Source organism: Pseudomonas sp. YQ_6 (genome assembly GCF_043103245.1).
Taxonomy (GTDB): Bacteria; Pseudomonadota; Gammaproteobacteria; order Pseudomonadales; family Pseudomonadaceae; genus Aquipseudomonas; species Aquipseudomonas alloputida.
This window is the reverse complement of record NZ_JBICJR010000071.1, coordinates 22,643-37,740: the sequence shown is the minus strand read 5'-3', so window position 1 is coordinate 37,740 and position 15,098 is coordinate 22,643. Positions and strand designations below refer to the sequence as shown.

The 15,098-nt window shown below is 59.0% G+C and carries 15 protein-coding genes; 6 read left to right on the top strand and 9 right to left on the bottom strand.

Annotation, left to right across the window (positions count from 1 at the left end; genetic code table 11):
• Positions 1 to 54 precede the first annotated feature (54 nt).
• Positions 55 to 462 carry an SMI1/KNR4 family protein gene (locus tag ACF8FG_RS24855; RefSeq protein WP_003253266.1) on the top strand — a complete coding sequence of 136 codons (408 nt, stop codon included), beginning with the start codon at positions 55 to 57 and terminating at the stop codon, positions 460 to 462.
• 158 nt (positions 463 to 620) lie between these two features.
• Here ACF8FG_RS24855 and ACF8FG_RS24850 read toward each other — a convergent pair whose 3' ends face one another.
• Entirely contained in the window at positions 621 to 2,381 is a 1,761-nt protein-coding gene (locus ACF8FG_RS24850) for a cation:proton antiporter (RefSeq protein ID WP_014589168.1), read from the bottom strand.
• A 339-nt stretch (positions 2,382 to 2,720) separates the two neighbouring features.
• Here ACF8FG_RS24850 and ACF8FG_RS24845 point away from each other — a divergent pair, with 339 nt between their 5' ends.
• On the top strand, positions 2,721 to 3,206 hold the full coding sequence (locus ACF8FG_RS24845) for an acyl-CoA thioesterase (RefSeq protein WP_003253263.1): 486 nt from the start codon (positions 2,721 to 2,723) through the stop codon (positions 3,204 to 3,206).
• Here the strand turns inward: ACF8FG_RS24845 and pdxY are convergent.
• A complete protein-coding gene (pdxY, locus tag ACF8FG_RS24840; protein WP_014589169.1) occupies positions 3,203 to 4,075 on the bottom strand; it encodes a pyridoxal kinase PdxY in 873 nt (290 codons plus the stop codon). The genes ACF8FG_RS24845 and pdxY overlap by 4 nt on opposite strands.
• Before the next feature lie 120 nt (positions 4,076 to 4,195).
• Between pdxY and ACF8FG_RS24835 the strand changes: the two genes are divergently transcribed.
• A complete protein-coding gene (locus ACF8FG_RS24835) occupies positions 4,196 to 4,588 on the top strand; it encodes a DUF3301 domain-containing protein (protein WP_003253259.1) in 393 nt (130 codons plus the stop codon).
• Here ACF8FG_RS24835 and ACF8FG_RS24830 read toward each other — a convergent pair whose 3' ends face one another.
• Genes ACF8FG_RS24830 through zigA form a run of 3 tightly spaced genes read right to left on the bottom strand, consistent with a single transcriptional unit; the run spans position 4,589 to position 7,432 of the window.
• On the bottom strand, positions 4,589 to 5,560 hold the full coding sequence (locus ACF8FG_RS24830) for a GTP-binding protein (RefSeq protein ID WP_070384457.1): 972 nt from the start codon (positions 5,558 to 5,560) through the stop codon (positions 4,589 to 4,591).
• A 40-nt stretch (positions 5,561 to 5,600) separates the two neighbouring features.
• Positions 5,601 to 6,227: a DUF1826 domain-containing protein gene (locus ACF8FG_RS24825; RefSeq protein ID WP_014589171.1), complete on the bottom strand. Its 627-nt coding sequence runs from the start codon at positions 6,225 to 6,227 to the stop codon at positions 5,601 to 5,603.
• Positions 6,224 to 7,432 (bottom strand): zinc metallochaperone GTPase ZigA, encoded by a 1,209-nt coding sequence (zigA, locus tag ACF8FG_RS24820; RefSeq protein WP_392519332.1) that lies wholly within the window; start codon positions 7,430 to 7,432, stop codon positions 6,224 to 6,226. The genes ACF8FG_RS24825 and zigA overlap by 4 nt, the downstream gene beginning before the upstream one ends.
• 113 nt (positions 7,433 to 7,545) lie before the next feature.
• Here zigA and ACF8FG_RS24815 point away from each other — a divergent pair, with 113 nt between their 5' ends.
• Positions 7,546 to 7,926 carry a hypothetical protein gene (locus ACF8FG_RS24815; RefSeq protein ID WP_019437631.1) on the top strand — a complete coding sequence of 127 codons (381 nt, stop codon included), beginning with the start codon at positions 7,546 to 7,548 and terminating at the stop codon, positions 7,924 to 7,926.
• A gap of 268 nt (positions 7,927 to 8,194) precedes the next feature.
• On the opposite strand, the gene ACF8FG_RS24810 is transcribed toward ACF8FG_RS24815, so the two are convergent.
• The gene (locus ACF8FG_RS24810; RefSeq protein ID WP_003253248.1) at positions 8,195 to 8,722 is read right to left on the bottom strand and encodes a DUF3617 domain-containing protein; all 528 of its coding nucleotides are present in this window, start codon (positions 8,720 to 8,722) and stop codon (positions 8,195 to 8,197) included.
• 132 nt (positions 8,723 to 8,854) lie between these two features.
• Between ACF8FG_RS24810 and cls the strand changes: the two genes are divergently transcribed.
• Positions 8,855 to 10,294 carry a cardiolipin synthase gene (gene cls, locus ACF8FG_RS24805; RefSeq protein ID WP_241791434.1) on the top strand — a complete coding sequence of 480 codons (1,440 nt, stop codon included), beginning with the start codon at positions 8,855 to 8,857 and terminating at the stop codon, positions 10,292 to 10,294.
• 82 nt (positions 10,295 to 10,376) lie between these two features.
• Here the strand turns inward: cls and cfaB are convergent, their stop codons facing one another.
• Positions 10,377 to 11,561, bottom strand: coding sequence for a C17 cyclopropane fatty acid synthase CfaB (gene cfaB / locus ACF8FG_RS24800; protein WP_014589176.1), 1,185 nt, complete (start codon positions 11,559 to 11,561; stop codon positions 10,377 to 10,379).
• 207 nt (positions 11,562 to 11,768) lie between these two features.
• Between cfaB and lpdA the strand changes: the two genes are divergently transcribed.
• Positions 11,769 to 13,169, top strand: a complete 1,401-nt coding sequence (lpdA, locus tag ACF8FG_RS24795; protein WP_019437633.1) for a dihydrolipoyl dehydrogenase — start codon at positions 11,769 to 11,771, stop codon at positions 13,167 to 13,169.
• 70 nt (positions 13,170 to 13,239) lie between these two features.
• On the opposite strand, the gene ACF8FG_RS24790 is transcribed toward lpdA, so the two are convergent.
• Together ACF8FG_RS24790 and ACF8FG_RS24785 are read right to left on the bottom strand one after the other, a co-directional pair.
• Complete coding sequence (locus ACF8FG_RS24790; protein WP_318077727.1) at positions 13,240 to 14,247, bottom strand: transketolase family protein; 1,008 nt, start codon at positions 14,245 to 14,247, stop codon at positions 13,240 to 13,242.
• Positions 14,244 to 15,092, bottom strand: coding sequence for a transketolase (locus ACF8FG_RS24785; RefSeq protein ID WP_014589179.1), 849 nt, complete (start codon positions 15,090 to 15,092; stop codon positions 14,244 to 14,246). Before ACF8FG_RS24785 ends, ACF8FG_RS24790 begins: the two co-directional genes overlap by 4 nt.
• Between the last annotated feature and the right edge of the window lie 6 nt (positions 15,093 to 15,098).

Sequence of the window (15,098 nt, the reverse complement as noted above, 5' to 3'; positions counted from 1 at the left end):
GGGCTACTAGGGTATAAGGCGCAGCGTTGTCATCTAGGTTAGAGGAAGTGAACCGTGGAAGAAGTGATCGAACAACTCCGTGAAGCGAATGAGCCGGTACCGGTGCCCCTGGAGCTTCCCGACGAAGACCAGCTGGTAGAGATCGAAGAACAGCTGTTCATCAATATTCCATTCGTGTTCAAAGAGTTTCTGCTGACCGTAAGTGATGTGGTTTATGGCTCTCTTGAGCCTGTTACTGTCACTGATCCGCAGTCGCACACCTACCTGCCAGATGTAGCCTCCAACGCCTGGGATGCCGGCGTACCGCGTGACCTGATTCCGCTGTGCCAGGACGGCGACAATTACTATTGCGTCGAAGAGGACGGCACCGTGGTGCTGTGGGATGCCGAAGAGGAAATTGTCGGCGAAGACAGTTGGGAATCTGTGTGGCACTGGGCGCGAGATGTTTGGCTGGAGAGCTGATCGCTTGCACCTATAAAGAAGCTCGCGATCTGAGTCAGTAACAATGACATCTGAGCGCCTCAAGGTCGTTAAAATCGCCAGGCCTTCTGCGCCTGGCGACATCGCTATAGCCCCATATCTTCGGGCGGACGGGATACCTTGCCCAGGGCGTAACCCCCTCAGTGCGAGTTCTCGCGACTGTTCTCCAGCGTCTCCAGCAACGCGATCTGCATGCGCGTGTGCACGCGGATAAACCAGCGCCACAACAACGCCACCACCACCGCAGCTACCACGGCAATCACCAGCAGCAATTCGCTGGTGGGCAGAATGCTGGCGGACAATGCCGACAGCAGCAGGAAAATCACCAGCAGCGACAACAGCGGGATCACTTCGGCGATCACACGGCGCACGCGCTGGGTATGTCGCCCGGCCATTTCCGGCTTCACGCCCATCTCTGCCAGCAGCATCGAGAGTGCTTTTAGCTTGCGGTACGCGGCGATCAGGAATGGCAGTGACAGCAACAAAGCTGCCCCCCAAATGACGGCCTTCTGCTGGCTGACATCGCTGACCCACTCGCTGAGCCAATTGCCGATACGCCCTGCAAAATAACCGCCACTGAAGAAGATGGCGATCACCAGCGCCAGGTTCACCCCCACCTGCAACAGGATGCGCCGGATCATCGCCGCCAGCATGGCACTCTCGCCCTGCGGCTGGATGTTGCGTAACCACTCGCCATACAACGACAACACGCGTGCGAGGCGGGCGGGCACCACATTGCCCAGTTTCTGCGACAACGGGTCAGCCGCGCGGATCAGATAGGGTGTCAGCAACGTAGTGATTGCCGATACCGCCACCGCCACCGGGTAAAGGAAGTCGCTGGTCACCTGCAGGGTCATGCCCAGCGCGGCAATGATGAAGGAGAACTCGCCAATCTGCGAAAGCCCCATGCCTACGCGCAAAGACGTCCGCCCGTCATTGCCGGCAATGAACGCCCCCATGCCGCAAGACAGCATTTTGCCCAGCACCACCGCCAGGGTGATGACAACGATAGGCCAGGCATAGTCGATCAGTACCTGAGGGTCGATCATCAGGCCGATGGCGACGAAGAAGATGGCACTGAACAGGTCGCGTACAGGCTCGATCAGGCGTTCGATCTTCAGCAACTGGCGTGATTCGGCCATGATCGCGCCAATCAGGAAAGCGCCTAGCACCATGCTGTACTCCAGCTTCACAACCAGCAGGCAGAAGCCGAAACACAGGCCCAGAACAGTGATCAGCAACATTTCGTTGCTTTCGAACTTGGCGACATAGGCCAGTAACCGCGGCACCAGCAAAATACCGATGACCAAGGCGACGATCATGAACAGCGACAGCTTGCCGACAGTGGAGAACACTTCGCCCGAGCTGACCGTGCCGCTGACCGCAATGCCCGACAGCAGGGCAATGATTCCGATACCCAGAATGTCCTCGACGATCAGCACGCCGAAGATCAGCTGGGCAAAGCGCTCGTTCTTCATCTTCAAGTCGTTGAGCGCCTTGACGATGATGGTGGTGGAGGAAATGGCCAGGATGGCGCCCAGGAACAGTGAATCCATGGTGCTCCAGCCAAACCAGCGGCCAATCTCGAAGCCGATCCAGATCATCAGGACGATTTCCAGGAACGCTGCGATGAACGCCGTGGCACCGACCTTGAACAGCTTGCGCAGGCTGAACTCGAGCCCCAGACAGAACATGAGGAATATCACGCCCAGTTCAGCGAGGATCTTGATGGTTTCTTCGTCATGAATAAGGCCGAACGGGGGAGTATGTGGGCCAATGATGAAGCCGGCGACAATGTAGCCCAGCACCACCGGCTGCTTTAGGCGGTGAAAAAGAATGGTGACGACGCCAGCGATCAGCATGATGACTGCCAGGTCCTGGATGAAGCTGATGGCATGCATGGCGTGATACTCCTTATCTCGTCTTTTTTGGGATGCCTGGTCAGACCGCTCCTGCCGAGGCAAACCTGAGCGAGCAGCAAGTAAATACTGCATTGAATGCAGCAACGCCCATGTTGCATGGGCGTACTCAGGTTAACATCGCACCCCGCCGCTAAAAGTCGGTGCAATATGCAGAAACAGATCGGCTGGAAAAGCGCTCGTGATGGCATGATCAGCGTGACGACAGCGCGCCGGCCAACGTCCCGTATCAGCAAGGCAAATTCAAAGAGGGGAACAGAAGTGTCAGCAGATAACGCCCTCCATTCGCCCGATTCAGCGCAACCTCACCGTGAGCACACTATGGAACCTGGAAACGCCCAGCTGAGCATGACCGTCCTGATGACCCCGGACATGGCCAACTTTTCTGGCAACGTACATGGCGGCACCCTGCTCAAGTACCTCGACGAAGTGGCTTATGCATGCGCCAGCCGTTACGCCGGCAGTTATGTGGTGACCCTGTCGGTCGACCAGGTGATCTTCCGTGAACCCGTGCACGTGGGTGAACTGGTGACCTTCCTTGCGTCGGTCAACTACACCGGCAACACTTCGATGGAAGTTGGCATCAAAGTCGTGACCGAGAACATTCGCGAGCGCTCGGTGCGCCATTCCAACAGCTGCTTCTTCACCATGGTCGCGGTCGACGACAACCGCCGCCCGGTGCCGGTGCCACCACGCCAGCCGCACAGCAGCGAAGAAAAGCGCCGCTTCCTGCAGGGCCAGCAGCGCCGGCAGATCCGCCAGGAGCTGGAAAAGCGCTACCAGGACCTGAAAACCGACGCCATTTAAAGCGCGAGCAACTGCGCTTCGAAGCGCACCCGTGGGTGCGCAATACGGTCCTGGGCCCGTACCAGCTGCAATTCGTAGCTGGCGCAGGCCTGGGTTTCCAGCAGCACTTCATGCACTGCCGCAGCCGTGAATTCGAATGCCTGCACCCAGCTGTCGCCAAGCAGCACACGCGCCAGGAACAGGCCTGAGGTCAGGTCACCCACCCCCACCGGCTGACGCGGAAACGCCAACAGTGGGCGGCGCAAGTGCCAGCTTTGCTCGGCGGTCACCAGCAACATTTCGAACTGTTCTTCGGCCCGCCCGGGGTACGCCAGATGCTTGACCAGTACAACCTGCGGACCACGCTCCAGCAGGCTGCGCGCCATGTTCACGCAATCCTCCAGCGACTGGGCGCGGCGCCCACTGAAGCTGTCCAGCTCCAACTGGTTGGGGCACAGGATGTCCGCTGTGGCTGCAGCCTCGTCAAGCAGGAACTCACTGACTTCGGGCGGCACGATGCAGCCCTTTTCCGGGTGCCCCATGACCGGGTCGCACAGGTATAACGCTTTTGGGTTTACCGCCTTGATCCGCTCGACACCGGCCAGGATCGCTCGCCCTTGTTCGGCACTGCCCAGATAGCCGGAAAGCACTGCATCGCAGTGGCCCAGCTCGCCGATGTTGGAAATGCCTTCCACCAACGCAGGAATTTGCGCTGGGGCAAGCACTTCACCCGCCCACTGGCCATACTGTGTGTGATTGGAGAACTGCACGGTATTGAGGGGCCAGGCATTGACCCCGATACGCTGCATGGGGAATACCGCGGCGCTGTTGCCGGCGTGGCCGAACACCACGTGGGACTGAATGGCGAGCAGGTGCGGGGTACGTTTCATGCGGGAGGTTTCCAAAGCTGTTTCTAGGATTGTGCGCAGCGCAGTATGAACTCGATTGCTACCTGTACGACAGGCCAGGAACGCAGTTAAGCTGGATCTACCTGTTTGGAGCATATGCAAATGTTGACCCTGGAGAACCTCTTCGTCCTGATGCTGGTAGCCACGGCAGGCGCCTGGTTGTGGCACAACCATGGGTTGCGTGAAAAGGCCCTGGAACGGGTCAAACAGCATTGCGCCAAACTCGACCTGGAGTTGCTTGACGATGCCGTAGCGCTCAAGCGCATCGCCTTTGTCCGGGATGCCAATGGCCGCAAGCGCCTGGCACGCGTCTATGCCTTCGAATTCACCGTCACGGGTGAGCAACGTCACCCCGGCACCGCAACCCAGTTCGGCGCCCACAGCGTGCAGATTGAACTGGCGCCCTACCCGTTCGAAATCAAGACCCCACCGCGCGCTGACAACGTCATAGAGATGCAGCAATGGCGCCAGGAGCACAACCGCTGGCGCAACTGATCAACTGACGCGACATTCATCCAACCCGGCTTGCAATGCGGGTTGCGGTTGCGGCTGATCGAAAATCAGCTCGATACGCGTGTCCTTGCGCCAGTCGCTGGGCTGCCAAGCGGGCATATCCCCATTCAGCCCATTGAACGACCACCAGCCCTCCATGCTGTGGATAACTCCTTTGGCCCGTCGCCATGGCCAAGCACACAAGAAAGCCTTTAGCCGCTGTGGATAAAACTGTTGGCCAGGGTGCCACCGCCAGCCAATACTCCATCCGCCCTCCCCCTGCTGGACAAGGCAAATGGGTAGACTGGGGTCAGCCCACAGTGCTGCTGGTGCGATTCCAGGATTGTCGACAATCCTGTTTTTCAAGAATGGGCTGTCAACAATCTGTGGCGATACAGTCGGGAGGCCGGACAAAGGCAACTGCCCCTGCACGGTCCACATGATTCTCTTTTCTTTAAATTGATTACTTATCAACAACTTATGTATTTCATCCACAGCCTCTGACTTATTGAAAACCACGCTTTCAGAGGCGTTGAAAGCCTGCTGTTGAGCCTCTGGAAGTGGCTCGTTTCGAGCCATGGCCTGGGCATCCACAACCATCAGGAGTGGCTGAATTGTCAGCACTCCAACCCAAGGCGCTTGTTGCAACTGAGCCAGCAGCTGCAACGGATGGCCCAGGCCGGAAGGTTCGATAAACAGCCGGTCAGGCCGCGATTTGCGTAGCAGTCTTCCCAGGCCCACCTGGAACGGCATGCCGTTGACGCAGCACAGGCAGCCGCCTGCGACTTCGCCGATGGCGATGCCGTCTTCGTCACGGCTGAGTATGGCTGCATCCAGGCCGACAAGGCCGAACTCGTTGATCAATACCGCCCAGCGCTCGTTGGCGGGGCGCTGGGCCAGCAAGTGACGGATCAAAGTGGTCTTGCCAGCACCCAGCGGGCCAGCAATTACATGGGTGGGAATGTTCTGCAACATGGCGTGGCTTCAGGCGGCGGTGATGCCCCACTATGCGCTGTCAGGCCAGCCAGTCAAGGCTGAGCAGCAAACGCCCCTGCTGTGCCGAAGGCGACCGATGAACCAGGCCTGCACCTTCATTACCCTGCCATTTTTCACCTTTGAGTATCGCCACCTCACCGGCTTGCAGCTGTTGGATGTTATCCACAGACGGCTGAGCTGTGTGTAACTCACCACGACCGCTAACCCGCTCTTGCAACCATTCGCTACCTGGGCCGACATAGGTGGTGAGCAGGCGCAACGGTACGTTATCCACATGGAAGCGCGGGCACATCGGACTGTCCAGAACGCGCAAGCGCAAACCTACACGTCGTGCGCCAACCAGACAGGTATAAGCCGCCACTAACCAGGTCACATCAGCAACGAACGCTTCATATCCATGCAGATCCGCCGCTTCACGCAGCAGATCTGGCAATACCGGCTTCTGTTCCTCGTCCACATCAATTACCCGCTGATCAGCCAAGGGCTGGCCAAGGCTGAGCACCAATGCGGCAAAGTCCTCCAGTTGTGCCGGCAAGCGCCGCCGCCATACGGCCAGGTTCACGCCATCCTGCAGCACTTCGGCCAGCACCTGAGGCGTCTCGCCAAACACTTGAAAGATATCCACAGGTCGGTGCGCCAGGTTCATGCTGCCGCTTCCTCATGCCATGGGCCAAATGGGTCAGGTAAACGCAACCAGCCCATGTGTCCCAAGGCCATTTCTTGATCCGTCAACAGGCATGCATCAAGGGCTGTGGATAATTTTTCGACGTCGATATTCTGCCCGATAAACACCAATTCCTGGCGGCAGTCACCGGTCTCAGCGGTCCAGTGTTTCAAGATCGCGTTCGTGTTATCCACATCTTGTGGCCACTGCTCGCGTGGCACGAAGCGCCACCAGCGGCCAGCCAGACCATGGCGCATCATGCCGCCCGCTTGCGACCAGCTGCCAGCTTCCTGATATTTGCTGGCCAACCAGAAAAACCCTTTGGAACGCAGCAGCCTTCCGTTTTCCCAGTTCTTGTGGATAAAGTCGTAAAAGCGCTGTGGATGAAGCGGGCGTCGGGCCTGCCAGGTCATGGCCGCGATACCGTACTCTTCTGTTTCTGGTACATGTTCACCGCGCAGCTCCTGCAGCCAGCCTGGTGCCTTGGCGGCCTGATCGAAGTCGAACAGTCCGGTGTCGAGAATACGTGCCAACGGCACTTGGCCCATGACCATGGGTACGATCTGCGCTCGGGCATTGAGGCTGCGCAAAATGGCGATGAGTTCTTCGCGCTCATGTTGGCTGATCAGGTCGATCTTGCTCAGCAGCAGCACATCTGCGAACTCGACCTGCTCGATCAGCAAATCACTGATCGACCGCTCGTCTTCTTCGCCCAACGTTTCACCACGGCTGGCCAGGCTGTCTGCTGCTTGATAGTCGCGCAGGAAGTTCAAGCCATCGACCACGGTGACCATGGTGTCCAGTCGCGCCATATCGGACAGACTGCGACCCAGCTCGTCACGGAAAGTGAAGGTCTCAGCCACTGGCAGTGGCTCAGAGATACCGGTGGATTCGATCAATAAATAATCGAAACGTCCCTCTTCGGCCAGCCGTGCAACCTCCTCAAGCAGGTCTTCGCGCAACGTGCAGCAAATGCAGCCGTTGCTCATCTCGACCAGTTTCTCTTCAGCGCGGTTGAGGCTGACATTGCGCTGCACCTCACTGGCATCGATGTTGATTTCACTCATATCGTTGACGATTACCGCCACCCGCAGGTTGTCGCGGTTGCGCAGCACATGGTTGAGCAGCGTGCTCTTGCCGGCTCCCAAAAAGCCGGACAGCACGGTGACGGGAAGACGATTGGACATGGCGAACCCCTTCAGGCAGACGCATTCGAAACGATGCATTGCACAATGTTATAAAGTAACAATACAATTTCGCCAAGTGGTTCTCGACGGACGAGTGCTCACAGGGGATGAAAATGAATCTGCCACGCGTCATGGCATTGCTGGTGCTCACCATGCCTGCCTCGCTATTAGCCATGCCGCAAAACAGTGCATTGGCCCTTTGTACGCGAAGCGCGACGCTGCTCGCTTGCCAAGACGGCAAAGGCAACTACTACAGCGTGCGCACCGAAGGCAGCACGTTCTACCTTCGCGGCTATGACTTCAGCAGCCGCCGACTATGGGCACAAACCAACAGCCGCTATGGCACGTTGACTTTTTTTTCCGGCCTGGCCAGCAATGGTGAGGCCTGGGTGGGATACAGCCGCCGAGTAGGCTGGACCACCTTGAACCGCGTATCGAGTTCCAGCGGGGAGCGCTTCAAGCTGCATTGCAGTTTGATCGAGGGCTGCCGTTGATGCCTCCTTTGTTTTGAAGGTTTTTCCTCTGCTGCCTATTTGCACATCAGCTTCGAGCGCTTGCTGAAAACGCCTGCCTTGATCAGCCGTTCTCAGGACGAAAAGCTATGCCGTAACCGCGTCGAGGCAATGGTTGAACATGAAATGTTCCACGTGGAACTATTCGTTTCCCTACCGACTTCTGGAACTGGCCATGCTCGGCTGCTCTAACGGCAACAGAGACTGCATGCCCACGACGCGGTTGCCACCAGCCAGTGGCAATGGGACTTCAGCTGCGCGGTTTGACCGTCCCGCAGTCATTGCCTAGCCACACCGCACGCGTGTTCATGCTGCCTTGCTGCTGCACACCCGAAGCGTTGAACGTGCCACTGACCTGGGTGGTGAATTCCCGATCACTGAGAAATGTAGCCTGGCCACTACCCTGTGCCTTCGGGCAGCTGAACTGGAATTTCCACACGTTACCGGTACGGTCGGTAATCTTCTGAGTGCAGCCCGATTTCGGGTCCTGCAGCGGAATGTCATTCGTTGCCACCTGTTCTGGTGTCAGGCACGAACGCACACCCTTGCCACCTACACTTACCCCTTGTTTGGCCAATACCCCTTCCATCATTGCGCGCTGCTCTGGCGGCAGGTTCTTCAACTGGCCAAGCATGAATTCCATGTCGGGTAGAGGCTTGCCATCGACCTGCATGTTGCTGGTGGTCAGCTCCCACAACCCCGGTTGCAGCATCTGGGCTTGCACCAGCGGACTGCTCATGCCTAGGGCCAACGCCAACAGTGGCAGACGAATCTTCATGGACGAACGCTCCTGGAAAAAAGCCGGTCAAACGGGCCGGACTGAGCCTTAGACGCCAAATCCGTCTGCGGGTTGCAGGCGGACCGGGAACGTGTTCTGTTACCTCAAGTGTACTCGGCAAGCAGGATGCATATGGATTACCACAGCCCCTACTTCTTTGGTTACCTACTCGGCCTGATCCATCTGCTGGGTATTGTCGCCGCACTGCATGCGCTGTTCACCGTGCGAACAGCTCAGGGCGCCATTGCGTGGGCGATGCCCTTGCTCTTCATCCCCTACCTCACCTTGATCCCCTACCTGATCTTCGGCGCCCGCTCGTTCTATGCCTACATCAAGGCTCGGCGCCAGGCCAACCAGGAAATGCACGTGGCCATGGCCAACCTCAACTGGCGGCCCTGGGTTGAAGAAGCCCTTACCGCCCGCGAGTCCGAAAGCTACACAGCCTTGCGCGCCATGCCCAAGCTGGGTCGCATGCCATGCCTGGCAAATAACCAGGTGAAACTGCTGATCAATGGCAAGGCCACCTTCGATGCCATCTTCGCAGCCATCGAAAAAGCACGCGATGTGGTACTGGTGCAATTCTTCATTATTCATGACGACACCCTAGGCAAGGCACTGCAGCAACTCTTGCTACGCAAAGCCGCCGAAGGCGTGCAGGTGTTCGTGCTGTACGACCGTGTCGGCAGCCACGCCTTGCCGGCCAGCTACAGCCAGATGCTGCGTGACGGCGGCGTGCAGATCCATGCATTCGCCACCCGTCGCGGCTGGTTCAACCGCTTCCAGGTGAACTTTCGCAACCATCGCAAGATTGTGGTGGTGGATGGCTTGCTCGGCTTCATCGGCGGTCACAATGTGGGCGACGAGTACCTGGGTGAACATCCACAGCTTTCCCCCTGGCGTGACACCCACGTACAGATCAGCGGGCCGGTACTGGCCTGCCTGCAAGAGTCGTTCGCCGAGGACTGGTATTGGGCCACGCGCCAGCTACCGCCGCTGATCCTGCCCGATACGTACCCGGATAACGGCGTGCTGTGTCAGGCCTTGGCCAGCGGCCCGGCAGACCCACAAGAAACCTGTTCGCTGTTCTTCCTTGAGGCGATTCATTCGGCCACCCGCAGGGTGTGGATCACGAGCCCCTACTTCATCCCTGACGAGGCCGTATTCGCCGCCTTGCGGCTGGCGGTACTACGAGGAGTCGATGTGCGGGTACTGATCCCGTCACGGCCGGACCACCGCATCGTCTACGCCGCCTCCAGCCTGTTTGCCTTCGAAGCGGTGCGCGCGGGGGTACGGATGTTCCGTTACCAACCCGGGTTTCTGCATCAGAAGGTGGTGCTGGTGGATGATGACGTCAGCGCGATTGGGAGTGCCAACCTGGACAACCGCTCGTTCCGCCTGAACTTCGAGATTACCCTGCTGACAGTCGATCGCGGCTTCGCCGACCAAGTCGAGCACATGCTCCAGGAAGACTTCGAACACGCGCGGGAAATTACTGCAGAAGACACCGAAGATACCCATCGACTGCAGCAATTGGGGATGCGGATTGCGCGGCTGATATCGCCGATTCTTTAGGGTGAGCACACCCGTTGAAAGCGGCCTTTCGCGATAAAGGCCACTCCTCCAAAGCCACATCGGGGCTGTGACACTCGCGATTTCAGCGATACAGGTCTTCCCGCGTCCAGGGCAGGTCATGATGCCCGTCGGCGTATGGCTTCACTGCCAATATCTGGTGCAGGTTGATCCAGCCCTTCTGAAAGGCGTAGGCACACCCGGCCAAGTACAAACGCCAGATCCGCAGGGTCTTCTCAGGCACCAGCGCTGCAGCCTTGTGCAACTGGTTCTCCAGGTTCTCGCTCCAGTGGTGCAAGGTTTTGGCGTAGTGCAGGCGCAGGCTCTCCACGTCCACCACCTCAAGCCCGGCTTCACAGATACTGGCGCTGATCATCGACAGGTGCGGCAGTTCGCCGTGGGGGAATACATAGCGATCGATGAACTCACCGGCCCCGCGCCCGACTGGTCGGCCATCGACGTGCTTGGCAGTGATGCCGTGGTTCATCACCACTCCCCCTTCCCTCACCGCCCCGAACAGCTTCTGGCAGTACAGCGCCAGGTTGGCATGCCCGACATGCTCGAACATACCCACGCTGACAACCTTGTCGAAGCGACCATCCTGAGGCAGATCGCGGTAATCGAGAATCTGCAGGTCAACCTTGTCGGCAAGCCCTTCCGCTTGCACACGCTTGCGGCCGAGCTTCAATTGCTCCTTGCTCAGGGTAATGCCGAACACCTTGGCGCCATATTCACGGGCAGCGAACCGCGCCAGCCCGCCCCAGCCACAGCCAACATCGAGCAGGTAGTCACCGGCATCCAGACGCAGCTTGCGGCACAGGTGGTCAAACTTGTCCTGCTGCGCCTGGTCGAGCGTATTGTCCGGCTCACGGAAGTAGGCGCAAGAATAGGCCATGTCCTGGTCCAGCCAAAGCTGGTAGAACGCGTTAGACACGTCATAGTGGTAGGAGATTGCCTTGGCGTCAGTGCTCTTGTCATGAGACACACGTGGCGGCGGCGTTTCATCCTCATCCGCCAGCAGCGCTTCGCTCAGCTCGTCGCACACGCGGATGGCCTCACCGATATCGCCTTCCAGCTCCAGCTTGCCTTCGACGAATGCGGTGCCTAGCTGGTCCATGCTTGGGTGGGTCAACTGGCTGATCAGCTGCGGCTCCTTCACCAGAATGGTGACCTGAGGACTAGGTCCAAGATCAAACTGGTTACCGTCCCACAGCTTCAGCCTCAGCGGCAGATGCAAGCTCTGCAATGCAGGTGGAAGTTGAGCAAGCATGAATCACCCCTCCTGTCCGTAATTGGCCACGACGCCTAATATTTCGAACGTCACCGGATCAGAGTAGTTCATCTGTAGGATGTTTCCTCTAAGCAAGACCTTGGTCTAGAACCAACTGATCTTATCCATGCAGCAGATTGTATACAATCTTTCCGTCTCAGCTTAACCTTGTGCCCTCTCGCGCTTCTACATCCTGGAGTTGAACCCATGAAATCCTATGACGTGGTGATCATCGGCGGTGGCCCTGGCGGCTACAACGCAGCCATCCGTGCTGGCCAGTTGGGCCTGAGCGTTGCCTGCGTGGAAGGCCGCTCGACCTTGGGCGGCACCTGCCTGAACGTTGGCTGCATGCCATCCAAGGCGCTGCTGCATGCTTCGGAGCTTTACGAAGCTGCCAGCGGTGACGAGTTCGCCCACCTCGGTATCGAAGTAAAGCCCACCCTCAACCTCGCCCAGATGATGAAACAGAAGGATGAGAGCGTGACAGGCCTGACCAAGGGCATCGAATACCTGTTTCGCAAGAACAAGGTCGAGTGGATCAAAGGCTGGGGCCGCCTGGAGGGCATCGGCAAGGTCGTGGTCAAGGCCGAAGACGGTAGCGAAACCGCGTTGCAGGCCAAGGACATCGTCATTGCCACCGGCTCTGAGCCCACCCCTCTGCCAGGTGTGACCGTCGACAACCAGCGCATCATTGACTCGACCGGCGCGCTGTCGCTGCCGCAAGTGCCCAAGCACCTGGTCGTCATCGGTGCTGGCGTAATCGGTCTTGAGCTGGGTTCGGTCTGGCGCCGCCTGGGTAGCCAGGTCACTGTCATCGAATACCTGGACCGCATCTGCCCAGGCACTGACACGGAAACGGCCAAGACCCTGCAGAAGGCGCTCGCCAAGCAAGGCATGGTGTTCAAGCTGGGCAGCAAAGTGACTCAGGCTACCGCAGGTGCCGATGGCGTCAGCCTGACGCTGGAGCCTGCCGCAGGGGGTACCGCAGAATCGCTGCAAGCCGATTACGTGTTGGTGGCTATTGGCCGCCGCCCTTATACCAAAGGGCTGAACCTGGAAAGCGTGGGCCTGGAAGCCGACAAGCGCGGCATGCTCGGCAACGAGCACCACCGTACCTCAGTGCCGGGTGTCTGGGTGATTGGCGACGTCACTTCGGGCCCAATGCTGGCGCACAAGGCGGAAGACGAAGCGGTGGCCTGTATCGAACGCATCGCCGGCAAGCCCCACGAGGTCAACTACAACCTCATCCCTGGCGTGATCTATACCCGCCCGGAGATGGCCACCGTGGGCAAGACTGAAGAGCAGCTCAAGGCCGAAGGGCGTGCCTACAAGGTTGGCAAGTTTCCCTTCACCGCCAACAGCCGTGCCAAGATCAATCACGAGACCGAAGGCTTCGCCAAGGTCATCGCCGATGCCGAAACCGATGAAGTACTAGGTGTGCACCTGGTGGGCCCAAGCGTCAGCGAGATGATTGGTGAGTTCTGCGTGGCTATGGAGTTCTCGGCCTCGGCAGAAGATATCGCCCTCACCTGCCACCCGCACCCGACGCGCTCCGAGGCCCTGCGCCAGGCGGCGATGAATGTGGATGGCATGGCCATGCAAATCTGACGAGCCCCATTCGCTGCGTCGGGGATAGAGCCGCCTTTAATTCCGGCTGGCTCTATCTCCAGGTATCAAGTCACAGCCAAGCCTTGATCTGCGCGCTCACTGCGTCGGTGGAGATACCGTAGCGGTCATGCAGCGTCGGCAGAGCGCCGGCATCGAGGAAGGCATCGGGTAAGGCGATCTGGCGGAATGTCGGCGTTACTCCGTTGCGCAGCAGCAGGCCCGCCACCGCCTCGCCGAGGCCGCCGATGATCGAATGGTTTTCGGCGGTGACCACCAGCCGTCCAGACTTTCGTGCCTCAGCCAGAATCGCCTGTTCGTCCAGTGGCTTGATGGTGGGTACGTGTAGTACTGCCACATCGACGCCATCCTTCTGCAACTGCGCTGCGGCCTCTAGCGAGCGCATGGTCATCAGACCGGTGGAGATGATCAGCACGTCCTTTCCGGTGCGCAGGGTCTTGGCCTTGCCGATCTCGAACTTGTAGCCATATTCGTCCAATACCAGCGGCACGTTGCCGCGCAGCAGGCGCATGTACACCGGTCCCTGATGGGCGGCGATGGCGGGCACCGCCTGCTCGATCTCCAGAGCGTCGCATGGGTCGACGATCATCAGGTTCGGCATGGCGCGGAAGATAGCCAGATCATCCGTTGCCTGGTGGCTGGGGCCGTAACCGGTGGTCAAGCCCGGCAACCCGCAGACGATCTTGACGTTGAGGTTCTCCTCGGCGATGGCCATGCAGATAAAATCATAGGCCCTACGCGAAGCGAATACCGCGTACGTGGTGGCGAACGGCACGCAGCCTTCGCGTGCCATGCCAGCGGCTGCACTCATCAGCAATTGCTCGGCCATGCCCATCTGATAGAAACGTTCCGGGTGCGCCTTCGCGAAAATGTGCAGGTCGGTGTACTTGGACAGGTCCGCCGACAGGCCGACGATGTCCGAACGCTGTTCGGCCAGTGCCGCCAACGCATGACCGAACGGCGCTGAGCGGGTGGCCTGGCCCTCGGCAGCGATCGAAGCGATCATGGCCGAGGTTGTCAGGCGCTTCTTGCCGGTTTCGGTGGTGTTTACGCGGCTCATACGATTCTCCCGACCTGAAGGTTTTGCAATGCCAGATCCCACTCGTTTTCATCGACGCGGATGAAGTGGGTTTTTTCACGTGACTCGAGAAAGTCCACACCCTTGCCCATCTTGGTATCGCAGATGATGACCCGCGGCTGTGCACCTTGATGGTTGCGTGCGGCGTCGAACGCGGCGACCAGGGCCCCGATGTCGTTGCCGTCCACGCGCTGGGTAAACCAGCCAAACGCCTGCCAACGATCAACGATGGGCTCGAATGCCAGCACTTCGCTGGAGTAGCCGTCGGCTTGCTGGTTGTTGACGTCGATGATTGCGATGAGGTTGTTCAGTTTCCAATGAGAAGCCGACATCGCGGCTTCCCAGGTTGATCCTTCGTTCAATTCGCCGTCCGAGAGCAGGTTGTAGACAAACGAATCCGATTTCTTGCGTTTCAGGCCCAGGCAGGCGCCGACCGCTATGCCCAAGCCGTGGCCGAGCGACCCCCCGGTTATTTCCATGCCCGGCGTGTAGGCGGCCATGCCCGACATCGGCAGGCGGCTGTCGTCCGAACCATAGGTTTCCAGTTCCTCCAGGGGGATCACGCCGGCTTCGATCAGCGCTGCATACAGGGCGATGGCGTAGTGACCGATGGACAGGTAAAAGCGGTCGCGTTGCTCCCATTCGGGGTTGTGGGGCTGATAGCGCAGCGCATGGAAGTACGACACGGCCAGCAAGTCAGCGGCGCCGAGGGCCTGGCCGACATAACCCTGGCCCTGGACCTGCCCCATGCGCAGGGCATGGCGGCGAATGTTGTACGCGCGTTCGGCGAGCGCCGAGAGCGAAGTGTCGGGTGCGTTGACAGTCATGGTGAC